Source organism: Runella salmonicolor (assembly GCF_024158025.1).
In the GTDB taxonomy this organism is placed as follows: domain Bacteria; phylum Bacteroidota; class Bacteroidia; order Cytophagales; family Spirosomataceae; genus Runella; species Runella salmonicolor.
On the sequence record NZ_JAMZEL010000020.1, the window covers coordinates 37,785 to 62,458 of the forward strand.

Here is a 24,674-nt window from a genome sequence, read left to right on the forward strand (position 1 = left end):
CCAAAAACCCCGCAAAACCCATGAGAGCGATTGTTTGCATACTGATGCTTTGGGCAAGTACGGCACTCGCCCAAGACAAAACCATCGGCACGACCCAACTGCCCGCTGGTACGGAGAAACGCGCCGCAGTGATTTTTGCCAACCAAGACTACACCGAATCGCGCTACGACCTGCAAAAAACACACAACGACGCCGACGACATGGCGAAAGTACTCGGTAGTATGGGTTTCAAGGTGATTGTGTTTAAAAAAGACCTGAACGAGCGCAATTTTTCGCGGGAGGTGCAAGCTTTGCGCGACCAACTGCGCGGCTATCAAGTGGTGTTTTTTTACTACTCAGGCCACGGGGCTGAGTACCGAGGCGAAAACTACCTCATCCCTACCGATGTATCGTTGGAATTCAACGCCGACATTGAGGCGCAGGGTATCAAACTCAGTACCGTGTATGAAGTACTGCAAGATGCAGGCGTGAAGACAAGCATTGTTGCCTTAGATGCCTGCCGTAGTTTGCCCGTTGGCAAAGGCAATTTGTCAAATGGTCTTGTGATCCCCGCTACCAACCCAGCAGGCACGTTTACGATGTATGCCACGCGGGCGGGGAAAATTGCCAAAGAAAACCTCAACGGACGCAATAGTTATTTTACGCAGGAACTCAAAAAGTATTTGCCCCAACCTAACCTGACCCTCAACGACATCCATTACAAAACCCGCCAAGGGGTAAAAGTGGCCACTCAAAACGGACAGGAACCTGGCGTAGCCAACGAGTTGGACGGGGAGTTTACTTTTTTGTTGAAAGAACTCCCCTCGACCGTTGACCCCGAAAAAGAAGCCCTGCGGGCTGAGATAGAGCGGCTGAAGGCAGAGCAAAAAAACACCATTCCCGCTGACAATACCCGTGTATCAACCCCGACACGGACGAAGGATTTACCCCCTTTTATGACCATGGTATCCATACAGGGAGGGACATTTAAACGGGGTGATTATGAAATTACGGTGAATAGTTTTTCAATGGGCAAGTACGAAGTAACTGTGGGCCAATACCTGCAATTTTGTAAAGAGACTAACGGCCATTGGCCAGAGTGGAAAGAAAAAGGCAGTGATTACAATATAGAATCAGGCAATGATTATCACTACAAAAAAATGGGGAAGGCGCTGACGAACCCTGAATACCCCATCGTGGGCGTAAGTTGGCATGATGCAGTGGCCTTTTGTGATTGGCTGAGCAAAAAAGACGGTAAGGTGTATCGCTTGCCTACCGAAGCCGAATGGGAATATGCCGCTGGAGGAGGTAGCGGCGAACGAAGTATTTGGTCTGGGACTTCTAATGAGGGAGCTGTAAATCAATATGGAAATATTATTCAGAAAACCGATGGTTATGAATACACCTCACCAGTGGGAGTTTTTCCACCCAACAGTTTAAGTTTACACGACCTTATAGGTAACGTTTGGGAGTGGTGTAATGATTGGTATGGGGACTATCTTAAGCAATCAGTGGTTAATCCTAAAGGCCCTGTCAATGGTATTTATCGGGTGTTGCGGGGTGGCTCGTGGTTTCTTCCCCCAAATCATGCACGCGTAGCATATCGCTATAGCAACTCGCCTGGAATCCGAAGCGCATACTATGGTTTTCGGGTTGTTTCTCCTATTTCACCTGCTGTAAGGGACGAGCGGAACGAGTGAATGGAGAAGTGTTGGTATCTCAGATGCGTCCTATCATCGGAATGATAAAAAAACTGGAATTACAAAAGTAAAAAGAACACAAAATTGATGATAAAAGACCCATTTAAACGAATAGGATATATACCTTGAGAAGATTTCTAAACCTGATTGAACGATGAAAGCTATTTTATGGATACTTTGCTTAGGTTGGTGTTTGGGTACAGCCCTTGCCCAAGAAAAAACAATCGGTGAGGTACAACTCACTACCCAAGCCACGGAGCGGCGGCTTGCGTTGGTGATAGGTATGAAAGATTACCAATTTGTGAAGCCCCTAAAAAACACTCTCAACGATGCCAACGACATGGAGGTTTCTTTGGGTTTACTGGGCTTTAAAGTAACCAAAATCATCGAAAAAGACCGTGGCCAAACCCAAGCTGAAATCAATAAGTTTATTGCCAACCTGCGCCCCACCGACGTGGTGATCGTTTATTTCTCGGGTCACGGCATTGGGTATCTGGGCAATAACTACCTGCTGCCCATTGATGCGCGCGTGGAGTGTTTGGAACAGATTGATGCCTACGGTATCTCGCTCAACAAGCTCATCGCCGACCTGAGCACCAAAAAAGTACGCAACAGTTTTTTGATATTGGATGCCTGCCGCTCGCTCGGCAATCTTTACACCTGCCGCGACGACCAACGCGACCCCTTCAACCAAAGCGGCCTCACGTACCCCACCAACAATCCCACGGGTAACGTGATTGTGTATGCCACCCAAGCAGGTCGCACCGCCGACGACAACCAAACGGGCCGAAATGGCTTGTTTACCCAAGAGTTGCTCAAACACCTCACCCTGCCCGATTTGACCTTGGCCGATATCCTCGACCGCACCGCAGAAAATGTACTGACCCTCAGCCAAAAAATGGGCAAGACCCAAGAGCCCACCGTGTATGGGCTGCGGGGCTTGAAATTTATGTTTTTGAAAACTACCAAGCCGACCAACCCCCAAACACCCCCCAATCCTAAACCTACTCCTACTGACTTACCCTTTATGGATATGGTTTTGGTGAAAGGCGGTACGTTTGATATGGGCAGCAATGAGGGCGAGGCCGACGAAAAGCACGTACATACCGTGACGGTGAGTAGCTTTTATATGGGAAAATATGAAGTGACAGTGGAACAGTTTGCGGCTTTTGTGGCCGAAACTAATTATAAAACCGATGCCGAAAAACAGGGAAGTAGTTGGTGTTGGAATCCTGATACAAAAAATTGGAAAGATACTAGGGGCATCAACTGGCGATACGGTGCAAATCTACAAACACTCAGTGCAAAGGACTATAACCACCCCGTAGTGTACGTGAGCTACAACGATTCCGTAGCATTTTGTGAATGGCTTTCTAAAAAAGAGCGTAAAACCTACCGATTGCCAACCGAGGCAGAATGGGAGTACGCCGCAGGTAACGGGGTACAACATACTAAGTATAGCTGGGGGAATAATGAACCTACCAAAGCCGTAGCTAATATTGTTGATGAACAATTTCAGCGTACATTCAGTACACCCAACTGGGCAAAGTTCGATAAATATAATGATGGTTATGTTTACACCGCTCCCATCGGCAGTTTTGAGTCCAATTCGTTTGGATTGCACGACATGATAGGAAATGTAATAGAGTGGTGCAGCGACTGGTATGCTTCTGACTGGTACGGTCAAGTGGCAGCCAGCCATCCCAACCCCGAAAACCAAACTTACGGCCCCAAAACTGATCGGGTGTTGCGGGGGGGCTCGTGGCGCGACCTGCATTATGGCGCGCGCGTAGCATTTCGCGACTACTGCACGCTTGGCAACCGCTACGCCTACGTCGGTTTTCGGGTGGTTTCCCCCAGCCAGTAGGAGGTCCTGCGCTCTTGCACCCCCTGTCGTGTGAGTCATCCCTACGGAATGAGCGAGTAGCGAGGGACGAGCGTAAAGAGTGAATGGAGAAGGGGTGGCGAGCTAAATACCGCCGAAGGCGGTCGAAATGATGATAAAAATATAGATAAAACGAATAGTTCTAAAAAAGGCAAGAATGAACAAACAGGGTTGGTATTTAATCGGAAAAATAGGGCTGGGTGTGGCAGTAGTGCTTGGATTGTTTTGGGTCATGAGTCTGGCCGTATTTTTGGGGCTTTGTCTTGTACTGTTGGGTTGGATGTCTTTCAGCGATTTTCGCATTACTAACCCTGACCCCAACGAGCAGTTACAGCGCGAGCGTACCCAACGGCACCTACACCTGGGCCGCCTTGCGCTCGTGGGCGTACTGTCTGCATTTACGCTGTATCAGTATTGGGGTGCCCCTACACGTATTTTCAAGAATGCCGACCACCATGCGCTGACGCATTTGGGCTATCAGTTTGGGCAGCGGCTTATTCTGGCCGATGACCGTAATCCTCAGCAAGCACTTTGGGAGACCAAACGCGGCACACTCCAAGCTGAGCAAACCACGACGGGGTTTGCCTTGCGCGGGCGGCAGTTTTATGAACCGCTGTACGTGCGCCAAAACGACGACTATCGGCTGGCCAATGCCCCCGTAGAAGAAATTATAGACAGTAGCCTCAGCGTGACGTTTAAAAACGGGCGGCAGTTTACGCTCCAATTCACCCCCAAGAACGATACTGAGGGCACTTACAGCTACCGCTACACCACCCCCGACAGCAGCTACTCGCCTATCACGCTTGATTTTAAGCGCATTATCCGCACGGGCATAGCCCTCAGTGATTTGATAGCCCGCAACCCCACTCCCGCTCCCGATTTTGCGCGGTTGATGGCTTTGTTCGACAGCACCTATTTACTGCGCGAGCAGTACCTCACTGACAAAAACGACACCAAAAACAACAGTCCATTGCGGCTTTTTCCATCGCAGTTTTGGGTAGATTCGGTCGTGGCGGTGCGGATAGATGGTACACCCGTGGCGCTGGAACGCGATGTGCGAGTGGACGTTTCGTTGCAAGCAAGCCAACTTTTTTTTGTAGGACTGCGCACCAAACGCACCAAAACCTACTTGTTGCGGTCCGATGGCAAACAGTCGGCCCTATTCTTCGGTTTTCCCGAACGCCAATACCTACGGAGTTCAAATGATGCCGACCAAGAAACCCTCTTTATCACCTCTTCGGCTGGGCGAGTAGCCGACCATTCGCTGTTGGCGGGGTTGCTTTTCGACGGTCCCAAAGACGAGAATAACCACCACCACATTGCGGCCAACATGGGATATCGTACTGGCCACACCACTGAGAAGATGCGTTTTCGGGTGGTCAATGAAGTGCAGCAGCTCGAACTCACCGACGAGGCCGTGGCGCAAGTCGTAGCAGCAGGCGATACGCTGCGGTTGGCTACCGTTGGTAGTTGGGGCAAACCGCAGACCCAAGTCCGTTGGCTGATGTCGGTCATAGACCTCAAAGCCACCAACCGACTACCTTGGTGGGCCATGGTGGCATTTGTATTGGGGTTTGCGTGGCTGGCCATGGTGTCGGTATATGTTACGCCTTTTTCGCGGGTACATCCACTGTTGTTCAAAGTCGAAGTGATGACCTACATTGTGCTACTGGCCTTTTTAACGGTACGAACGGTGCTACTGTGGCGCACCGTAACTTTTGTGCCATTGGAAGACATTACCGCCGTTGATTTCAACAAACTACGCGAACTCTACGCTTCTTTCAACAAACAAGTGTGGTTTTCGCTCGGTTTTTTTGGTCTATTGTTAGCTTTTAAGTTCACCGTTTTAAATTGGCGGTACAGGGAAAAGCCATTTTCTTGGGGCTGGAAATGGGGAGCTTACCTTTGGTTTTTGGGTTATGGATTGGTGACATTTAAGGGCATTGCCGAATTGGAGCGCGTGGCAAGTGTTTTTGTTCCCGTATTTTTTTATTTTGTGATTGAATGGGTGTTTCAACGACGAGCTGCAAGGCAGTACGGATTTGCCGCCAAGTCGCCCGAATACCGTTTTATTAGCAAACTCAACTGGCTTGTGGCCACTGCTTCGTTTGCGGTGGGCGACGCGGGCTTTGCCATTGTTTTCATTGTTTTTACGTTGATTTATGGCTTTGTGCGGTCATTGGTATTGCCAGATTTGGAAACCCAAACTCCAAAAAACAAATGGCTAAAACTGGTTTGGCCGCGTAGAAGTATCATTATTGGATTGTTTTTGACCGTATTTATTAGTTTTTCACCCGAGTTACTATCATGGGTATTTCGGCACTGGATGGCAGCAATGGGCTTAGTACTCACATTGTTGGGGTGGTTGGTTTGGCAGGAGCGATTTTTGCCCAAAGCTACCCGTCTGCTTGCCATTGGAGGGTTGGCAGGGGTCATGGCCTTGGCCTTTGTGTTTGATGATAAAGTAGCCGAGATAGTGGCTACCAAAAATCGAATGTTGTACCGCGCCGAGATTCGTTTCCGCACTGCCGACGACATCATTGCCGACGAACAGTTTAATTTGGGCAATGACCGTCGCCTGCTCAATGCTGCCCAAAACCAGTGGTTTATTAATTATTTTTACAGTAAAGGACACTTCAACCCCTATCAGTATTTTCAGCGCGTGCCACATTTTCAGCAGGGGTCGTCGTATTTGACGCAAATCTCCGACTTGGTTTCAGTACGTTATGTCATTGCCGAACACTCGGAAGTGGTTTTGATTGAGTTACTGTTTTTATTGGGTATATTGATATTTGCGGCGGTACGTGTCCAAAGCCCTTTCCAAAACCCGAGTCAACCTCCGTGGTGGGTTTTTATGATACGAAGTTTTGTCCCGTTCAAATACGCAAACAAAGTAGAGAAAAATCAAGTCATTGTCATTGAAAAAACACCCCTTTTCAGTTTCACTAAGCTGAGGGTAGAACTACTTTGTTTTTTGTTTGCCTTGGCTTTTACGATATGGCTCACCGCCTCCGACCGAATGGTGTTTGTTGGGCAAGATTTTCCGTTGTTGAGCATGAATAGCCTCTTGACGTTGGCCATGAGTTTTGGGGTATTTTTGGTGGTGATTTTGCTGGGCTACGGTCGGCCACTGCCTAAAGAAGAAAGTAAAGACCATTTTTTTGATGAATTGGGGAGCTACAAGTTTGCGTTTTGGCCGCTTAAATTGGTAGTTTTTATTGGCTTTATTTCACTGGTTGCGTACCAACGCAAAGCCCCCAACTTTGATTTGGCCGCTACGGTAGCTCGTCTTGACAACACCTTTGAGGGCATTAATCAAACCTTCAAAGACTTTCAAAGCGAAGTAATGGGAACACCCTACAAGAACCGAAACCCACTCGCAGTGGTGGAGGCGTTTGAAACCTACCGTCAAAAAGAAGGGATTGATTTGTTTGGCAACAGCCGCTTCGACCTCAGTGTTTATGAGGCGTTTAGGACACGTTATGTACAACAAAACTCGTCAGAGTTGCTGCTTCACCTCCGTAAAAACGACGATGGTTTATACGAGTTTGCGGTCAATAATTACTATTACAATGTCAATAGTCCAGATGTGTATCAGCAATCATGGCGGGGACACTTGACTGCTTCTACGGTCCAAAAGACCCTGTCTATTACCTCACTCCAAAACACAAGGCGTACATCTGGCTTGGACACGGCTGATTTTGTGGCTGATTATGCTCAAATTTTAGGTAATAAACAGCTTCTTAAGGAGCGTGAAAACACCAACGTGAGGTTGAGTTTACTACCCGCAGGTTGGGCTAAAGATTCATTACCCTTATTGATAGTAGGGCGAACCGTTGGTGAAGAACGCCAGGCACGGTCGGCTTTTGTGGTCAATAATGGCGTGTCTTTGCTTCAATCTAAACACACTCGTCATGCCATAGCACTACGGCCCGGTGACTTGCTCCACCTTCAACCTTTGACCGTATCTAATAAAAAAGCCAGTATTACCTCCCTCAAAATTGTTCAAAAAGAAGAAGGCTATTTAGCTAAAAACGTCTGGCTCAATGGTCGCCCGCAGCATTTTTATCCTTTGCGAGAGCGATCGTTATGGAGTTATTTTTTTACCAATATGGTTAAAAGTAGCTACAAAAATCAACCCGAACAACGGCAACGCAACGTAGCCGTTACGCTCGACCCCTCTCTCATGCGTGATGTTTACGATGAGGTAGCGGCTTATTTTGGACAACCCAACCGAAACTTCAACTACAAGCGTGGCTTTAGTTTGGTAGTGATGGACAACAACGGCCACATCAAAGCCCTCAACGACTACAAAACCGACCCTAAAGCTAGCCTCGACCCCAACCGTATGGCTGATTATGGGCAGATGATTGAAGATTTGTATCTTGACCCAACCCAATTTGCCGACCCTGCGAGATTCAATGAGCGACAGTTGTTTGGCAATCGTTGTTTGATTCAAATGCCTAACGGCCCAGCTTCTACTTTCAAGCCAATTTTGTACGGGGCAGTTACCTCACAGTATGATTTGGGTTGGCCTCAACTGCGTTTTGGCGGAATTTCCAACTATCCAACAGAACCCGTAGGGAACAAAGGTGATCAAAAAATCAAACATTTTGGTGGTAAAGTCATTAACTTAACCGTAGGGGCTGACAACCTCGTCAATCACAGTAACTTGGAGTATCTCAGCCGCTCCACCAATACCTACAATAGCATGATAGCCTATTTGGGGTCGTTTACAGCCTCACAATTGAAAGACATTCATTCCAGCTTACAGTCGGGCAATGAGTCGGCGTTTTTAGCGGTAGGAGCACATCCCACCAAACCTGAGTCCAACTTTCCATTGCTGGAGTACGGTGGTCAAAAGTTTCGGATAAAGAATATGCCGAATTGGGATGAGAAAGCCTCCCTGATGTCCAAGGGATTGACGGATAATTTCGGGCTGGCGGTTAATAAGAAAGGGGTAGACGACAAGCAAGGATTGGGCAATCAAAACATAGCGGAAGGCCTTAGCAATGAAACAGATAAAATTCCTGACTTAGCCGCGCACATTTGGTGTTTTCCTGAGCCGTCACACTTGTACATGGCTGACCGCACAAGCATGCAAAACGCCATACCGCAGATTGCAATGGGCGGTTATCCGATTCGGGCTACACCACTCAAGATGGCTCAAATGGCAGCCAATTTATTCTCTTTCAATCCATTATTGAAAGCATCAGTTTTGACCCAGCCTTCTGAAACTACTAAAGGACGTTTTGTGGCAGGGGGAAATTGGCAAGACGAAGCCCAATTGTTGTCATTTTATTCACAAAATCTTTTTCAGGGAATGCACGATGCCATCGAAAAAGGGACAGCCCCATTTTTGAAAGGATTGGCTCCAGGTTATCACCTATACGCCAAAACAGGCACTATTAGTGGTGACCGCCGCAATAATGAATCGAGAGATAAAAATCTACTGTTAGTTATTAGCAAAAACGCACTACATGGGCAGCCGCTGACAGTTGAACAAGTTCAGCAAAACAAATTTTATATTCTTTATTTCTCGTTTTACAGCGATGCCGCTGAGGGAGGATGGAGTACCGAAGCTAAAACTACAATAAGAAAACTGATAGAAAGGGTGATTACTTCGCCTGGATTTAAAATAAATATGTAGCTGTTTATCAAACGATTAAACCAATGAATTAATGAAAAGTCAAAACACTTTTTCTCTTATCATATTTGCGGTATTAACAGTAATACTGATTTTGGTGGGGTTGGCACTTGGGTGGCTTAGCCGCTCCGAAGGAGGTATCGCTATGGCTACCCAAACATTACGTATAGACTCTTTGGATACCAAAAGGCAGTTGATAGAAGTCCGTGCTGATTCGCTTATGGCGCTTTTTCAACGTCTCCAACAGACCAATAAAGACGTTTTTTTCGTCGAAAATGGTGGAAAAACCATTGAAGTACAATGCGCTTCGGGTCGGGAAACAGCATTCAATCGGCTTTTTTTAAACGATGAGAGCCTCAGTTCATTTTCCAAAGTCAAAAACAACGGCCTTATCATCGAACTTGATTCGTACCAATTTGCCATCAAAAAGTATGAACAAGAGGAAATAGACTACGTCAGACTACCTGCAGAAATGGTTCAAAGTATGCTTTTATCCATTGAAAATTAACTCAATCCATGCAAAATCCATTGAAATTTAGCACACCTCAAACCCACGGATTCCGCTCCAATATACATCAAGATATGTCTGAAAACTTGGTAAGAGTAGTCATGGGTTCTCACCAATCGTTTGCCAAGTCATTTGATGCCCAGACGATTTATGATAAAACCAATTTTATACCCGCACTCGAACGCGCTTATTCTGACTATCGTAACGAGTACAGGGCTAAAAAATCAAGAGATTATCCCAAAGATAATTCTTACATTATTAGCCGTTTTGTTCAATTGAACCTGACAGAAGATGGCAAATTATCGGTTTTTACATTCGGTAGAACCCAAGTGGGTTATCTTAGAGCAGGCAAAGCTCAATTAGTATACAAAAATTTGCAGTGCAAACAGGGAGATATATTGTACATTAATATAGAAGCTAACCCTTCTTTCGACCCTAATTCACTGCTTATGGTCTCCTCGCAGAAGGATAGCAGTTCCTTAGAAAACTATCATTTTCCTCTCTTTTATATTAGGGTAGAGGAAGAATCAGCGGCAATAACTCCCGTCCGCCCAACTGCTTATCTGTGGAGGTCTTTATTGGTTCTGGGTATCTTAACGGTTTTATCAGTGGGGGGATGGTGGAGATTCAAGAATAGTGATTTAAATTTCCCCACTTCTACCGTTACGACAGACTCTATCCCGATGAATACCGAAGATAGTACCGAAACAATCGTTGAAGAGCCATCTTCTACGCCTATCTTGTCCGACTTTCCCCAGACCGACAGCCTTTTAACTATTTATTATCAATCAACACCACGCACCTTGGAGGCACTCGATAAGGTGGCTCAGGTCTTAAATGATGAACAAGCCAATAACCCCCAAGCAGCACAAGCCAAGTGGGAAGAGTTGAAAGAAGAACGAAAAACGCTTTTTTTAACACTTCTCGAACCTCTCGATATCATCCTGAACCGTGCTGAGAACGCCTACCGCAACCTCCAGAAAGTCGAATATCAAAACCTAATTGATAAAGCTGATGAATTTTTCAGAGAAGACATAAGTACAAAGTGGCAAGATGTACCGATAGTGAAAGAACGGATAGAACGCCTAAACCGAATTAAAAGTTACAATAGCGAACCTGATATTAATTCACAATCTACGAATTAGTCAATAGTTCGCTACGGATTACGCAGCGATTTTAGCATATGTGGTTAGTGTTGCTATTTTGGGGTTATTTTCTTGATGTTAAGGACAAATCCGAACACGTAAAAAATAAATTCAGGAAACGTTCATTAAAATATTGAGGCAGACCGACGCCGCTGTAGTTGAATGGACTGGAAATAAACTAACCCCAAGTGCTATTTAGCATCTCTGTATACAATCAAATTTTAGTCCTTTACGGTCGGTTGCAGATACTCTGGGGTAGCCAACCAACATTTGTATAGGTTTGTCCATCAATTTTTTAAATTAATTATACATAGATTAGTATACAAGTTTATCTTACAAAATAACCTTAAAAACACTTGATTATGGGTACTTGAATGTTTGTTAGAATCATGCTCAGATTGTACAATTAGACCCGCGTTTGTTTGTACAGGACAAGACAATCCTAAAAAACCCGGCAGGGTCGGAAAGTACTCCTGTTTCAATGTAATGATACTGTAATGAAACGTAATGATACCTTAAGGATACCGCAAGGATACGTAAGTACGAAAACGTGATGGCGACTCCCGAAAAACGGAACGTAGGGGTTCGAAAAAAGGTACATACACGAAAAATTGATACCTATATACTAAGACATTATTTTACCTTATATATTAAAAACCGATGTTACAGGTCTGTAACATCGGTTTTTAAACCAACACAGTGTATTCTCCTCCATTTCAGCTGATCTGAAAACTGTCTACACATTTGTCCCTACAGGTTTACGGTCTTGAGCCTTAAAGGACAAACTTCGCCCAAGAAAACAACCTGAAACACTGGTCGAAAATTATCTGTTGTCTGCTCTCATAATCATCAAAAAGACAGTCATCTGTCTAAATGGATTGCTGCTTTTAGATCACCAATATCACGGCGGGACAAAATCGCAGCCCATTACCGCCACAACTAACGGGAACACTTTTTTAAGAGGCATATATGGTTAAATCAGTTTCCTTTGTCGTAATTCATTAAAATAGGAATATCTTTGCTTAAAAGTCATACAACAGTTTACGAAAACAACCATGAAAAATCAAACCATCAACTTTCGCGTGGATGAACCCACCAAAGTTCTGCTCAAAGAGTTTGCGCAGGAGTTAAACCTCAATGAAAGCGAGTTTATCCGAAAAGCCATTGTCAGCTTTAAGGATTTGACCAGTCAGGTGCAGGCCGCCGCTCTGGATAAAGAAAGAATTCAGGAGCTGGAAGGACAAATAAAGGAGCTCCGTTACCAGCTGGAAGCCTATGAGAAGAATGAAGCCTTTACCGCGCTTTTCAAAAACATTAAGGGTCATACCCTTGAGGGGAAGAAAATCACCTGCAAGTCCGATTTGATTGAGTTGCTTGCCAAGAGTGCTTCGATAGAAATCGCAGAAGCAATTTCGGAGACAGAAGAATCCACAGTTTCCCTCTCTCCCGTTGTATTACAGGCGCAGGTAACGCCCGAAATCGTTGATGAACCCATCACCCGCCAAGAGGTAATGAGTTTTTTAAAACAAAATAGGCTATGGTTGATGGGGCTGGCTTTGGCGGTGGTGGCCTTTGTCTTCTGGCGATGGACCTCGATCATGAAGATGAGACCCAAAATCATCCAATATTCTCCTTCAAAACCAGAAGAAACCCTGCTGGCTGCCTGATTGTCTGCACAAATGTATGTACAAGTCTCGGTATTAATTAAAATGCAGAGGTATATGTTATTTTCCTTAAAAACCTATGTTACATGCCTGTAACATAGGTTTTTTGTTTTTAGTGAAGTATGTACTCTGTTAAAAAGTGGGTGTATATACATTTGTACATACAATTGTATACACAAATATTTTACAGGAATTCTTACTTATGTTTAGTTACTATTATTGGCTTAGTTTACTTGGCAAAATGATTTATAAATTGCGTTTTACAAGTACTGTTCGGAAAGAAAAACATTCTGACGAATGTTATAGTAGTATACAAGTATTACCTTACAAAGCTTATCAAACCAACAATTCACTTCCCTGCTCATCAATAACCGCCGTGATGCTTTCAGGCCACAACTTCTGTCCCCCTTTGACTAGGTTTATTTTTTTATCTTTACACTCATTCATGGATTATATGACCTGCTCAACGATTACCTAAACCTCTTATGGCCTTCAACGAAAACACCCGAGTAAAGATACCCGCTATACTGCACCTGTGCCGATTAGGCTATGAATATGTATCTCTTTCCAAAGCCACTCGCGACGAAAGTACCAATATTTTCACGGATATTTTCGCGGAAAGTATATCGCGAATTAATCCTGAACTAACGGAAAGTGAAGTTCAAAGACTATTTGAAGACGTTTCGTTGAAGTTAGATAACGAAGACTTGGGAGAAGCATTTTATACAATGCTTACGGCTACTTCGGGCAGTAAGCTGATTGACTTTAAGGATTTTACCAATAATTCATTTCATGTGGTGACCGAGCTCACCTATAAAAACGGGGATGATGAGTTTCGGCCCGATATTACGCTACTGATCAACGGAATGCCTTTGGCGTTTGTGGAAGTTAAGAAACCTAACAACCATGAAGGCGTGCTTCAGGAGCGTAACCGAATCAATGTCCGTTTTAAGAATAAGAAGTTTCGCAAATTCATCAATGTTTCGCAGGTACTGGTCTTTTCCAATAACATGGAATATGATGTTGAATCCATTGAACCCATTCAAGGTGCCTTTTATGCATCGACTTCCTACTCTGCGGCAAACTTTAACTGCTTCAGGGAGGAAGAAAAATTTGATTTGGCCACGTTGCTCAGCGACGAAGATGACACCTTGGAGAATTTTGTTCTGAAAGACAACAACTTACACTCCATAAAGCACTCCCCAGAGTTTTTGACCAATAAAGAAACAGATACTCCGACCAATCGAATACTGACATCATTATTCAGCAAAGACCGTTTTGCGTTCCTTTTGAAATACAGTATCGCTTACGTGCGGGAGGAAAAAGGGCTGGAAAAGCACATTATGCGCTATCCGCAGATATTTGCGACCAAAGCCATTGAACGCGATTTGAATAAGGGAATAAAAAAAGGCATCATCTGGCACACGCAGGGAAGCGGAAAAACCGCCCTGGCCTACTACAATGTCAAATACCTTACCGATCGGTACCAACAGAAAAGCATCGTTCCCAAATTCTATTTTATCGTAGACCGTATCGACCTGATGGACCAAGCCAAACGGGAGTTTACATGCCGGGGGTTGGTTGTACATACCGTCAACTCCAGAGATGAATTGCTGAAAGACTTCAAGACTCGGCAGGCCATTCATAATTTTTCGGGGAAACGGGAGGTAACGGTCGTGAATATCCAGAAATTCAAAGATGATACGGATGTGCTCCGGCCCAACGACTACGACATCAACACGCAGCGCATTTATTTTTTGGATGAAGTTCATCGCAGCTATGACCCTAAAGGCAGTTTTCTGGCCAATCTGTTCAACTCAGACCGTAACGCCATTCTCATTGGGTTGACAGGGACACCGCTTATCGCCAAAGACCGTACCTCAAAGGCTACCTTTGGCGAGTACATTCACAAATACTATTACAACGCATCCATTTCTGATGGCTATACCCTGAAATTGATTCGAGAAGACATTGAGACCAGCTATAAGCTTCAGTTGAAACAAGCCCTCAAGGAGGTGGAAATCTTAAAAGGTGGAGCCGACAAACGCATCGTATATGCCCATGCTCGGTTTGTGGAACCCATGCTGGATTACATTGTTCAGGACTTTATCAAGAGTCGAATACGATTCAATGATCATACCATCGGGGTCATGGTGGTATGCGACAGCGCCGATCAAGCCCGAAAAATGTTCGAGATCTTTATCAGCAAATACAACACCTCGCAAAAAACCTTAGAGCAGGTGGAGCCTTATGCAATGGCGGCCGAGCCAGTGCCAGAGTATGGGCCGTACACCCAACGCCAAAAGAAAAACCTGACGGCTTCACTGATTCTGCACGACATTGGCGACAAAGAGGAGCGCAAAGCCGAAGTGGAGGATTTTAAAGACGGGAAAATTGAATTTCTGTTTGTGTACAATATGCTGCTGACGGGCTTTGATGCCAAGCGTTTGAAGAAACTTTACATTGGCCGAGTCATCAAAAATCATAATCTGCTCCAAACCCTGACCCGCGTCAATCGGCCCTACAAAACCTTTAAGTACGGCTACGTGGTCGATTTTGCCGACATCACCAAGGAGTTTGACGCTACCAACAAAGCCTACTTTGACGAGCTTCAGGCGGAATTGGGCGACGAAATAGAAACCTACTCCAGCCTCTTTAAATCCAAAGAAGAGATCGAAGAAGAAATCAAAGACATCAAGGAGAAGCTGTTTCACTATGACCTGAACAATGCGGAACTGTTCTCGCGTCAAATCAGCCAAATTGAGGACCGAAAGCAGGTACTGGAAATCAAAAAAGCCTTGGAAACCGCCAAAAACCTCTATAACCTGATTCGGTTGTACGGGCATTTTGACATGCTGGAGCAGATTGATTTTCATAAATTGAATCAGCTCTACAACGAAACAGCAAGGCATTTGGACCTGTTGAACCAAAAAGAAGCCCTCGAAAACAGTACCGACACGACCAACCTGCTCAATATCGCATTGGAGAATGTGCTGTTTATGTTTCGGAAAATTTCGGAGGATGAAATGGTTATTGCCGACCAACTCAAAGACACCCTCCGCAAAACCCGCGAAGCGCTGGGACAAAATTTTGACCAAACCGACCCGCAGTTTATTTCTTTGTACGATGAATTGAAACGGCTGTTTAACAAAAAGAATCTGGACGAAATCACGCAGGACGACATGAAACGCAATATCGGCTCCTTGCAAAAAATCTACGATAAGGTAACCGAGCTCAACCGCAAAAACAACCTGCTCAAGGCCAAATACGACTATGATGTGAAGTTTGCCCGCGTTCATAAACGAATCATGGAGCGGGGAAATGTCTCCAAAAGAGAAAGCGAATTGTGCGAAACACTCACGTACATCAAAGGCCAAGTCGATGAAAAAGTGCTGATCAATACCCAAATGTTAAAAAATGAGGCTTATTTTGAAAAATTAATGATTCAGACGGTCATTGGAAGCTTTACAAAAACCAAAATCAATTTAGACACCGGCACCGCCAAATACATCAACGGCTGTCTGGTCAAAGAATACTTAAACGAATATCAGGGAGTTCAAAAATGGTAACACAGGATTTTACGGCACAAACGAAACAATTGATCGACAACCTTAAGGGCGTTTGTACCTCGTATGGATTGGGAAACGATGGCAATGAGTTTAAAATCATTACCCAAGTTTTTCTTTACAAATTTATGAACGATAAGTTCGCCTATGAACTCAAAGCGTTGGTACCGGCATTGCAGGAAGCTGAAAGTTGGGAAAAGGAAATCGCCGACTACACCGAAGAAGACTACGAAATGCTGCTGCTCCGGATGAACCCCGACAGCGCCAAACTCAAACGGGAACATTTTCTGTCTACCCTCTTCAACCGACAGGATCAGGAAGAATTTGCGAAGTTTTTTGACGATACCCTGCGCGACATTGCCATTTTTAACAACGAAATCTTCTCGGTCAAAACGGGTACTGGGGCCAAGATTACGCTGTTTGACGAGCTGAGCAATTATATCACCGACAGCTCACAGCGGGATAATTTTTGCAAGGCCCTCGTGAATCAGTTGGTCAACTTCAATTTTGATAAGATCTTCGATCAAAAATTCGACTTTTTCTCGACCATTTTTGAGTACCTCATCAAGGATTACAACAAAGACGGCGGCGGCAAATACGCCGAGTACTATACGCCTCACGCCGTGGCTAAGATTATGGCGTCTATCTTGGTCGACAGCCCCGTGAGCAACGTTACCTGTTATGACCCTTCGGCGGGTTCGGGTACATTGTTGATGAATTTGGCCCACGCCATCGGAGAAGACCGCTGTACCATTTACTCGCAGGATATTTCGCAAAAATCGTCGAGTATGCTGCGCCTCAACCTGATCCTGAACAATTTGGTGCATTCCATTCAAAACATCATTCAGGGAAATACCTTGCGGAACCCTTACCATAAGGTGGGCGAAAAGCTGATGACCTTTGATTACATCGTTTCCAATCCGCCCTTTAAGCTGGATTTCAGCGATTATGTGGAAGACCTGGACACCAAACAAAACAGCGAACGCTTTTTTGCGGGATTTCCCAACGTGCCCAATAAGGACAAGGACAAGATGGCTATCTATCCCCTTTTTATTCAGCATATTATGTACACGTTGGCTCCCAAAGGCAAGGCCGCGATTGTAGTGCCGACGGGCTTTATCACGGCCCAAAGCGGCATTGAAAAGCGCATTCGGGAGCGCTTGGTGGAGCAAAAAATGCTCCGGGGCGTGGTTTCGATGCCGAGCAATATCTTTGCTACCACGGGCACCAACGTTTCCATTTTGTTTATTGACAAAGCCAACACCAAAGGCGACATTGTGCTGATGGACGCCTCCAAGCTGGGCACCACCGTAAAAGACGGCAAAAACCAAAAAACGCTGTTGAGCGACGACGAGGAGGATTTGATTATCAACACCTTCAACAACCACGAACCCAAAGAGGATTTCTCGGTAGTGGTGAGTTATGAGCAAATCAAGGAGAAAAACTACAGTTTCAGCGCGGGGCAGTATTTTGAAGTAAAGATCGAGTACACCGATATTACCCCCGAAGCCTTTGAGGAAAAAATGGCAGGCTTTAAAAAGAATTTAAACGCGCTTTTTGCGGAATCACAGGCATTGGAAGTGGAGATAAAAAAACAGTTGGGAGGGTTGACGTATGAGTAATAAATTAACAAAAATTTCTGCTGTTATAGAAGAAATTTCAATGGGCCCTTTTGGGTCAGATATTAAGGTTGAAAATTTTGTAAGTCAAGGAGTTCCTGTCTTAAATGGCTCTAATTTAACATCGTTCAAACTTGTAGAAGATACATTTAAATATGTAACACCTGAAAAAGCAAAGACATTCAAAAAAGCAATAGCAAGAAGAGGTGACATAGTAATAACTCATCGAGGAACATTAGGCCAAATCTCATATATTCCTAAAGACTCGTTATTTGATGAATACGTAATCTCACAAAGTCAATTTCGTGTCTCATTGAATAAAAACCTGGTTGATCCATCTTTTTTTGTCTATTACTTTCATACATCAGAAGGACAAAAAAGATTATTGGCAAACAAATGTCATGTAGGAGTCCCGGCATTAGCGCAAGCAACAACTAACTTTAGGCTAATTGAAATACCTCTACCATCTCTAGCTACTCAACAAAAAATTGCCTCGGTTCTAACAGCTTTAAACGCAAAAATCGAACTCAACAACCGCATCAATACGGAGTTGGAAGCGATGGCCAAAACGCTGTATGATTATTGGTTTGTGCAGTTTGACTTTCCCAACGAAGCAGGGAAACCCTACAAAAGCAGCGGCGGTACAATGGTTTGGAATGAGGAATTGAAGAGAGAGATACCCGAGGGTTGGGAGGTGAAGGAATTATGGGAAGTGATTGAAATTAAATACGGTAAAGACCATAAACATTTAAATTTTGGTTCAATACCTGTTTTTGGTTCAGGAGGAATTATGAGGTATGCAGATAAAGCACTATATGATTATGAATCAATATTGATTCCAAGAAAAGGTACATTGAGCAATTTGTTTTATCTAAATAAACCATTTTGGTCAGTGGATACTATGTTTTTTTCAAAAATGAAAATTGTTCATATCGGAAAATTTTTATTTTATTTTTTGCACTCTTTAAATTTAGCTTCACTGAATGCTGGAACTGCTGTCCCAAGTTTAACTACTGAAATTCTGAATAAATTAAAAATTGTAATACCATCCTCTAATATCCTAAAAAAATTTGATACTGTATTGACACCTGCATTTGAAATGAAAGAGCAGGTTACAAAAGAAAACCAACAACTTTCGGAGCTTCGTGATTGGCTGTTGCCGATGCTGATGAACGGGCAAGTGAAGGTGCAGTAGTTAGAAAAGAAACAACATGGACATAAGCTATTCTCAGGTACAATTTATTGCCGAAATCAAGCAAAAAGTAAGGCAAGCGCAGTATGAAGCCCTAAAAGCCGTCAATACTGAGCTTATCAACTTGTATTGGGAACTCGGCAAAGCCATTGCTGAAAAGCAAGCCATGGGTTGGGGCAAAGCCATTGTGCCTACGTTATCTAAAGAACTGCAAAAAGAATTTCCCGAAATGACGGGGTTTTCAGAAGGCAATCTTTGGCTTATGGCCCAGTTCTACACTGAATATCAGGCAGATATAAATCTCGTACCAATGGTACGAGAAATTAGCTGGAGCAAGCATATCGTTATACTGAAACGCTGCAAAGACCCGCAGGAACGGCTTTTTTACACTATTGCCACCAAAAAAATGGGTTGGACAAAGGATGTGCTCATTCATCAGGTTGAAAACAAAACCTATCAAAAATACCTGCTCAATCAAACCAATTTTAACGAGGTATTACCCGATAAAATCAAAAATCAAGCCTATTTGGCAGTAAAAGACCAATACAATTTTGGGTTTTTGGAGATGTCCGAGCAGCACAGCGAATACGAACTCGAACAGGCACTCATCCGAAACATCCGAGATTTTCTCTTAGAACTTGGGGCAGATTTCAGTTTTATCGGTAACCAATATAAAATCCACGTAGACGACAAAGAATACAGGATCGACCTGTTGCTTTTTCATCGAAAACTACAATCATTAATTGCCATTGAGTTGAAAATCGGGGAGTTTGAGCCTGAGTATAAAGGAAAAATGGAGTTTTATTTATCGGTCTTGAATGACACCGTAAAGCTCCCGCACGAAAACCCCGCCATCGGTATTATAATCTGCAAAAGTAAAAATCGAACGGTGGTAGAATATTCGCTCAAAACCGCTACGCTGCCGATTGGTATCGCTACCTATACCACCACCGAGCAACTCCCCGAAACCTACAAAGACCTACTGCCCATGACCGAAGAAATAATGCAAAAATTAATGGAATGGAAAGGGTGACTATTCCGCACCCATAACGGAGAAAATCGGTTCATCGGAATATTCATTTCAGAAAAATATTGTTGAATAAAAAATCATAGCCTATTATTCAATAAGCTATATTCTATATATTTGTATTTCTATAAATCTATAAATGCATATATATAGAATTCTAAATGAAAACAATTGTAATATCCCATCAAAAGGGAGGGGTCGGAAAAACGACCATTGTCCTCAATCTCGCGGCATGTTTTAAAGAAGGGCTAAAAGTAGCCGTGCTAGATACTGACTTACAGGGCAGCTTGACAGGTATCCAAGCTGAATTAGAGGGCATTCACTTTGTCCCATTCACGGGTAAACTGGATAATCTACAGGGACTTCCTTATGATTTACTGATCATAGATACGCCTCCATATCTTACTAATCAACTTTATGAACTTTTTTCTGTTGCTGATTATGTTTTGGTCCCATCGAAAGTAGGCTTTTTTGATGTACTCGCTATCAAAGCTACAATCGAAATTATAAAACAAGTTCAGAGCCGGCATCCCAATTTAAAGGCGGGGATTGTACTGAATATGGTAAAGCATCGTACAAGCATGAACGATGAGGTAAAAAGCATATTGGCAGACTACTCTATCCCTCTTTTAAATTCAACCCTGTCGGATCGTGTAAGTTATACTCGGTCTGCCCTTACCAATGGAGTGTTCAATTCAGAAGATGAAAAGGCTAAAGAAGAAATTGCTCATTTGGCGGATGAAATTCTGAATCAATTAGGTTTATAGAAACTTATTAATCTATATTTACATAATTATAGAAATCTAGAACCATGAATGAGAAAAGCACTTATAAAAATAAATTAAGCGGGTTTGCGGAACGTTTAAAAACAGAACCTGCGGTGGTAGCAATACAAACAGTTAATCCCATTAGTACCGTCAATCCTGTTGAGAAAGTCGAAGAGATACAGCTTAACGTATGGATACCAAAGGCGTTAATGAAACAACTAAAGGCCAAAGGACTTGATATTGATAAAAGTATGAAAGAAATGGTAAATGAAGCCTTGTCCAATTATCTCACCCAATAAAAAATTGAGTTTGAGCCTTTGATCATAAAGTACTAATAAACTAAATATCAGTGAAATATGTAACTAAAAACGAGTTTTATAGGGTCGCGGCTTTGTTCACTGATCTTTAAAAGGTGTCCTATGCGCAGGTCTATCATAAAATATTGTTTATCAGTGTTTTAAATCCCCAAAAACGAGTTTTATAGGGTCGCGACTAACGGTATATTTTATTAATTATATAAAATATACAATTAAAAGACCGCTTATAGGGTTCTTTTTTTAAAAAAATTAATTCAACAACAACACTGTTGTTTTATATCTTTTAAAAAACAACATATTTTAAATCTTTACACCTCTCTGGAGACACTGATTATCAGTTATTTATGAGGTTAAAAACGAGTTTTATAGGGTTAAAAACGAGTTTTATAGGGTCAAGTACTACTTTAAAAACGAGTTTTATAGGGTTAAAAACGAGTTTTATAGGGTCAAAAACGAGTTTTTCACTTTGTTACTCGTTTTATTGCGAATATTAACTTTTTTTACAACAAATGAAAATAACACAATATTTTGATTGTCAATGTATTATGAATTTAAAACGAGTTTTATAGGGTCTAACTGTAATACAAAAAACGAGCAATAAATTTTGTCACTCGTTTTTTGTATTACATCTTTGCCAAACTGTAATAATAAACAATGATTGTTATTCAATAATTCTCAAAAATGGCGAGCGAAAAAGACGACAAAAGGCATAAGGCTATTCTTGCTGTATCTAAAGATCCTTACAAGTTGGCAAAGGGAAATCCCCTTATTAATTCTTCATTCGATATAACAGCCATTCAATTTAAGATTTTGCTGCACATGATATCTAAGGTAGATATGTCTCTGGAGGATTTTCAGCCTATTACAATACAAATTTCTGAGTTTCAAAAGTTTGCCAATATTAATACTAAAGCGATTTATGAAGTTATCGAAGTCCAGGCAGAGAAATTGAAGAATAAATCTATCTTTTATGAAGATGATGAAATCAGACTCAGCACCAATCTATTGAGCAGCTGGAAGTATCATAAAAAAAAGGGATGTTACACATTTAGATTTGATCCTGAGTTAAAGCCGTTTTTGCTTGATTTGAAAGAAAATTTCACGGTATACGATATACGTAATATAATTCAGCTTGATAGTGCTTATGCCATCAGGTTTTTTGAGCTATGCAAGCAGTTTGAAAATCTTGGGCGGTTTGAAATGCAGGTTAATGAAATAAAACATCTTTTTAAAATCGAAGACAAGTACAAAAATTATTATGATTTTAAAAAATATGTGATTGAACAAGCCAGAAAAGAACTTAAAAGCTATTCGGAATTATACTTTGACATTGATAAAGAGATTAAGCAAGGTAGAAAGGTTGCCTCACTACGATTTAAAATTATAAAGAATAAAAAGAAATTTGAAAGAAAGGATTTGATTGACATTACTCCGCCTGCTGAACACAACAATGAATCGAATGATGTTCAAATCATACATTCATTAGTTAGTAACTACGTTGCTGTAGAAGTTGTAGAAAAATGGCTTTCCTTGTACCCAATGGAACAAATTAATATTGGAATCAGCTATACACTGGAGCAGGTAAAAGCAAATAAGATCAAGGATGTCGGAGGGTATTTGCAAACGATGGTGGCCAGTAAATCGCTTTATGAAGAGGAAGTAAAGAAGAAAAAGCTAAAGGAAGAAGTAAGGGTAAAGGAAAGAATGGTGAAAGCAAAAGTTGATCAGCAACAGCAGTTGGAACTGGAACAGCAACAACTGCGATCTGACTTTCACAATGCGAAGGAATCCTTTACGATTGAAAAAATTGAAAATGGAAATGAAGAATTGAGGAGCAATTTTATTCAATACCTCCAAATCAGAAAAGACAAAGGTGATTTTTTAAGCGCGCTTTCGCTGGATAATTATAAAACGGATCCTCTATATCCAAAAAATAGCAAAGAAGAATTTATTTTTAATATAAAGAACGGCGGCAGCTTCGCCGCTTCAATGATAACTTATATAGTCGACAATTTGTATAAGGAAGAATTTGAGCCTATTAGGGTAACATACCTTACGAAAGGTAAGGAACTAAATATTTTTGTAGATTAATGTATTTCTAGTACTCTATATTTCTATAAATCTAGATATTTAGAACTATGAAAATGATATTTTAACGTAATTATATCGTTATTTATATGTGATAAAAAACACATTATCTGATATATCTCTCAATATCTGTTTCATAAAAGGAATGTAGAAAATTATATTGTTTTGAAAGCACAATTTAGGGCAAAGATGAAAACAGGCTTCTAAGACGGAATCATGTTGATTATGAAAATGAATGGAAATAAAACAGCTATTTTTAACCTTCCCTGACAACACCTTCAATCATTCAGATGAGCGTTTGATAACTTTTCTCCATTTTGGAGAAAGCTCATAGAAACTGTTATAAAATATCAATCTGAGATGGTCTGATAAATCGGTACAGTGAACTTGCTTAACTTGCAAGATCATACAACCTAAAAAACACTCTCTCAAACGTTGCAAATACGACGCAGACTTTAAGGCTGAAATGCTTAAAATGATATCCATATAATTGGTCGTTATCAGATGAGAGTACTAATGAAACGCTCTGGTTTAAAGGCCATTCAGTCAAAATCGTTTGTGCCACGCACGACTGATAGCAGGCTTGGAAAAGGTTACTGGCCGAATTTGCTGTTAGATCAAACTTTGCCAATAGCTCCTAAGTTAGTTTGGACTGTACACCGCGCTGTCAGTGATATTACTTATTTGCCACTGGTCAATGGAGAATGGGCTTTTTTAGCAATCTGGATGGACGACACAGACCGCCCTGCTTTTTTCACGCAAAATAGTGGGATGGCGTGTTGGTGAAACGATGGAATATGAACTGGTTATCATTCAGCTACGAAGGGTCTTACAATGCGCCAAACCTTTAGCAGGATTAATCATTCATTCAGATCGAGCAGGGCGGCCTGTGCCGTGGACAGTATATATCGACTGAGTTGAAAGAATTGATAAATTTGTGGCATATTAGGCCCAGTATGAGTCGGGCCGAAGATCCCTACGACAATGCTTTTGCAGAGTCGTTATTGATGGAACCGCCCATGCGGCCGCTTATTACTGGAGGGAGGAGCATTTTTGAGTGTCCGTGACGCTCAGAAAGAACTCTTCGACTACATCGAAATATATTATAAATGGATAAGGAAGCACTCGTCTCTGGGCTATAAAAACCCTGAATAATTTGAAAATGAGCATTATAAAATTCTGAAAATTCACTGTGCCTATAAATTGAACCACCTCAATTTAGAACACCTCAAAAATGCCTACTTATTCCCACTTTACCTTTTTATGAGAAAGTCCTGAGAAACAGCATTCCGAAGAGGTAATATTTGTAGTCGGAGGCATCCATTTTGTTGTGTAGGATGTCACATTCAGCCAACAAGAAATTTTCGAGTTGATAAAGGGTAATTTTGGTTAGTTCCATTGGGTATTTGTTGGTGTGTATTTTATGATTCAAACCACAAAGTAAAAAAATTGGGGGAAAGAGCGTTTAAAAATAGCCAGCCAAGCGTAATCTTGGCTGGCTGTATACAAATGGTTATTTACAGAACGCTCGATTAAAACTGCTAAATTTGATTCCAATCGGACTATAATT

At 42.4% G+C, this 24,674-nt stretch carries 14 protein-coding genes; 13 read left to right on the plus strand and 1 reads right to left on the minus strand.

Annotated features, from left to right (window positions below; all coding sequences use genetic code 11):
• Positions 1-20 precede the first annotated feature (20 nt).
• The 13 genes from NCI00_RS27690 (at position 21) to NCI00_RS27750 (ending at position 23,107) form a co-directional block, all read left to right on the plus strand.
• Entirely contained in the window at positions 21-1,679 is a 1,659-nt protein-coding gene (locus tag NCI00_RS27690; protein ID WP_253532994.1) for an SUMF1/EgtB/PvdO family nonheme iron enzyme, read from the plus strand.
• 154 nt (positions 1,680-1,833) lie between these two features.
• Entirely contained in the window at positions 1,834-3,546 is a 1,713-nt protein-coding gene (locus NCI00_RS27695) for an SUMF1/EgtB/PvdO family nonheme iron enzyme (RefSeq protein WP_253532996.1), read from the plus strand.
• 175 nt (positions 3,547-3,721) lie between these two features.
• Complete coding sequence (locus NCI00_RS27700) at positions 3,722-9,214, plus strand: hypothetical protein (protein ID WP_253532998.1); 5,493 nt, start codon at positions 3,722-3,724, stop codon at positions 9,212-9,214.
• Positions 9,215-9,245: 31 nt separating this feature from the next.
• Positions 9,246-9,719, plus strand: a complete 474-nt coding sequence (locus NCI00_RS27705; RefSeq protein ID WP_253533001.1) for a hypothetical protein — start codon at positions 9,246-9,248, stop codon at positions 9,717-9,719.
• An 8-nt stretch (positions 9,720-9,727) separates the two neighbouring features.
• On the plus strand, positions 9,728-10,864 hold the full coding sequence (locus tag NCI00_RS27710) for a hypothetical protein (RefSeq protein ID WP_253533003.1): 1,137 nt from the start codon (positions 9,728-9,730) through the stop codon (positions 10,862-10,864).
• A gap of 1,055 nt (positions 10,865-11,919) precedes the next feature.
• Positions 11,920-12,531 (plus strand): hypothetical protein, encoded by a 612-nt coding sequence (locus NCI00_RS27715; RefSeq protein ID WP_253533005.1) that lies wholly within the window; start codon positions 11,920-11,922, stop codon positions 12,529-12,531.
• Between the two features lie 482 nt (positions 12,532-13,013).
• Positions 13,014-16,097, plus strand: coding sequence for a type I restriction endonuclease subunit R (locus NCI00_RS27720; protein WP_253533008.1), 3,084 nt, complete (start codon positions 13,014-13,016; stop codon positions 16,095-16,097).
• On the plus strand, positions 16,091-17,716 hold the full coding sequence (locus tag NCI00_RS27725; RefSeq protein ID WP_253533010.1) for an HsdM family class I SAM-dependent methyltransferase: 1,626 nt from the start codon (positions 16,091-16,093) through the stop codon (positions 17,714-17,716). Before NCI00_RS27720 ends, NCI00_RS27725 begins: the two co-directional genes overlap by 7 nt.
• Positions 17,709-18,908, plus strand: coding sequence for a restriction endonuclease subunit S (locus NCI00_RS27730; RefSeq protein WP_253533012.1), 1,200 nt, complete (start codon positions 17,709-17,711; stop codon positions 18,906-18,908). The genes NCI00_RS27725 and NCI00_RS27730 overlap by 8 nt, the downstream gene beginning before the upstream one ends.
• Positions 18,909-18,924: 16 nt before the next feature.
• Positions 18,925-19,938, plus strand: a complete 1,014-nt coding sequence (locus NCI00_RS27735) for a PDDEXK nuclease domain-containing protein (RefSeq protein ID WP_253533014.1) — start codon at positions 18,925-18,927, stop codon at positions 19,936-19,938.
• 155 nt (positions 19,939-20,093) lie between these two features.
• The gene (locus NCI00_RS27740; RefSeq protein ID WP_253533015.1) at positions 20,094-20,699 is read left to right on the plus strand and encodes an AAA family ATPase; all 606 of its coding nucleotides are present in this window, start codon (positions 20,094-20,096) and stop codon (positions 20,697-20,699) included.
• 44 nt (positions 20,700-20,743) lie between these two features.
• Positions 20,744-20,998, plus strand: coding sequence for a hypothetical protein (locus tag NCI00_RS27745; protein ID WP_253533016.1), 255 nt, complete (start codon positions 20,744-20,746; stop codon positions 20,996-20,998).
• Positions 20,999-21,697: 699 nt separating this feature from the next.
• The gene (locus NCI00_RS27750; protein WP_253533017.1) at positions 21,698-23,107 is read left to right on the plus strand and encodes a replication initiation protein; all 1,410 of its coding nucleotides are present in this window, start codon (positions 21,698-21,700) and stop codon (positions 23,105-23,107) included.
• 1,258 nt (positions 23,108-24,365) lie between these two features.
• Here the strand turns inward: NCI00_RS27750 and NCI00_RS27755 are convergent.
• Entirely contained in the window at positions 24,366-24,503 is a 138-nt protein-coding gene (locus tag NCI00_RS27755) for a type I restriction-modification system subunit M N-terminal domain-containing protein (protein WP_253533018.1), read from the minus strand.
• Positions 24,504-24,674 lie beyond the last annotated feature (171 nt).

Excerpts from the sequence above, each read along its gene's own strand:
- NCI00_RS27690 (WP_253532994.1), top strand. The coding sequence starts at position 21 with ATGAGAGCGATTGTTTGCATACTGATGCTTTGGGCAAGTACGGCACTC.
- NCI00_RS27695 (WP_253532996.1), top strand. The coding sequence starts at position 1,834 with ATGAAAGCTATTTTATGGATACTTTGCTTAGGTTGGTGTTTGGGTACA.
- NCI00_RS27700 (WP_253532998.1), top strand. The coding sequence starts at position 3,722 with ATGAACAAACAGGGTTGGTATTTAATCGGAAAAATAGGGCTGGGTGTG.
- NCI00_RS27705 (WP_253533001.1), top strand. The coding sequence starts at position 9,246 with ATGAAAAGTCAAAACACTTTTTCTCTTATCATATTTGCGGTATTAACA.
- NCI00_RS27710 (WP_253533003.1), top strand. The coding sequence starts at position 9,728 with ATGCAAAATCCATTGAAATTTAGCACACCTCAAACCCACGGATTCCGC.
- NCI00_RS27715 (WP_253533005.1), top strand. The coding sequence starts at position 11,920 with ATGAAAAATCAAACCATCAACTTTCGCGTGGATGAACCCACCAAAGTT.
- NCI00_RS27720 (WP_253533008.1), top strand. The coding sequence starts at position 13,014 with ATGGCCTTCAACGAAAACACCCGAGTAAAGATACCCGCTATACTGCAC.
- NCI00_RS27725 (WP_253533010.1), top strand. The coding sequence starts at position 16,091 with ATGGTAACACAGGATTTTACGGCACAAACGAAACAATTGATCGACAAC.
- NCI00_RS27730 (WP_253533012.1), top strand. The coding sequence starts at position 17,709 with ATGAGTAATAAATTAACAAAAATTTCTGCTGTTATAGAAGAAATTTCA.
- NCI00_RS27735 (WP_253533014.1), top strand. The coding sequence starts at position 18,925 with ATGGACATAAGCTATTCTCAGGTACAATTTATTGCCGAAATCAAGCAA.
- NCI00_RS27740 (WP_253533015.1), top strand. The coding sequence starts at position 20,094 with ATGAAAACAATTGTAATATCCCATCAAAAGGGAGGGGTCGGAAAAACG.
- NCI00_RS27745 (WP_253533016.1), top strand. The coding sequence starts at position 20,744 with ATGAATGAGAAAAGCACTTATAAAAATAAATTAAGCGGGTTTGCGGAA.
- NCI00_RS27750 (WP_253533017.1), top strand. The coding sequence starts at position 21,698 with ATGGCGAGCGAAAAAGACGACAAAAGGCATAAGGCTATTCTTGCTGTA.
- NCI00_RS27755 (WP_253533018.1), bottom strand. The coding sequence starts at position 24,503 with ATGGAACTAACCAAAATTACCCTTTATCAACTCGAAAATTTCTTGTTG.